Source organism: Streptosporangium sp. NPDC006013, from assembly GCF_040614275.1.
In the GTDB taxonomy this organism is placed as follows: Bacteria; Actinomycetota; Actinomycetes; order Streptosporangiales; family Streptosporangiaceae; genus Streptosporangium.
Genome location: NZ_JBEXUE010000946.1, coordinates 1 through 1,355, shown reverse-complemented (window position 1 = coordinate 1,355; position 1,355 = coordinate 1). Strand labels below are relative to the sequence as shown.

Sequence of the window (1,355 nt, the reverse complement as noted above, 5' to 3'; positions counted from 1 at the left end):
CATCGGAACTGTGATTCTTAACCTGCGGCCCGGTTGGGCCTGCCACGCTCGATGTCGGCACTTGGTATGACCCACATTCGGAACTGGCGCCCGATATAAGGCTGCCTTGTTTTCGAGATGTCTACCGGGTGTCGGCATCGGCCTGGCCCACCCCGTTGGCTTGATCAGCAGCTCGTCCGCCGCTCGCGGCGTGACTCGTCACAGTTTTGCCGCGCGGTGATCCCATCCAGGCCGGCACCGGCCGCACTCGCCTCTGGAAGGGATGTAACCGCATGTCCATGCTGGCAGAACAGGTCGATGGCGTCATCGGCGTCGACACCCACCGCGACACCCTGGCCGCCGCTGCGGTCAGTGCACTGGGAGCCGTCCTCGCCCACGCTGAGGCGGCCACCGACGCCCACGGCTACCTCCAGCTCCTGGAGTTCGCCCGAAAGCACGTCCCAGGCCGACGCTGCTGGGCTCTCGAAGGAACCGGTAGCTACGGCGCGGGCCTGGCCGCATTCCTGCAGGCCTGCGGCGAAAAGGTGGTGGAGGTCTGCCGTCCCAAGCGACCAGTTCAACGCGGCGGGCGCAAGACTGACGCCCTGGATGCGGTCCGCGCCGCTCGGGAGGCGTTGACCAGCGAGCACCTCATCCAGCCCCGCCGCCGCGAAGAACGCGAGGCACTCAGGGTGCTGCTCACCACCCGCCAGGGCGCCGTCAGCGCGACCACCGCGGCGATCAACCACCTGAAGGCCCTGGTCGTCTCGGCACCCGACGACCTGCGCAATGAGATCCGTTCCATGGGCAGCAAAGCCCAGATCAGCTACTGCGCCAAGCTACGGGACCGGCCCTGCCAGACCCTGGAGCACCGCATGACCGTCCGGGCCCTGCGTTCCACGGCCCACCGCATCCAGACACTACGCGCCGAGGCCAAAGAGCTCGAAGAACAGATCACCGCCCTGGTCAACGAGTTCAAGCCCGAGCTGATGCAACAGGTCGGCGTGGGTGCCATCAGCGCGGCGCAGATCCTGGTGAGCTGGTCCCATCCCGGACGGTTCCGCTCCGAGGCCGCCTTCGCCACATTCGCCGGCACGGCTCCCATCCCGGCATCCTCAGGCCTCACCGACCGCCACCGACTCAACCGCAGCGGCGATCGCCAACTCAACCGGGCGCTTCACACCATCATTCTCGTCCGGGCTCGCGTCGACCCCGACACCCGCGCCTACATCGCCCGCCGCATCTCCGAAGGCAAGTCCCCACGCGAAGCCCGCCGCTGCCTCAAACGAGCCCTCTCCCGGCAACTGTTCAAGCTCCTCGAACGCACACCAGAATCCCTCCAGGCAGCCGCTTGACAGATATAGCAGCCTCGAAAA

The 1,355-nt window shown here is 66.9% G+C and carries 1 protein-coding gene; it reads left to right on the top strand.

All coding sequences use genetic code 11. The features are described from left to right. Nucleotides 1-272: 272 nt before the first annotated feature. Nucleotides 273-1,334, top strand: a complete 1,062-nt coding sequence (locus ABZ260_RS51125; RefSeq protein WP_355633250.1) for an IS110 family transposase — start codon at nucleotides 273-275, stop codon at nucleotides 1,332-1,334. Nucleotides 1,335-1,355 lie beyond the last annotated feature (21 nt).

Excerpts from the sequence above, each read along its gene's own strand:
- ABZ260_RS51125 (WP_355633250.1), top strand. The coding sequence starts at position 273 with ATGTCCATGCTGGCAGAACAGGTCGATGGCGTCATCGGCGTCGACACC.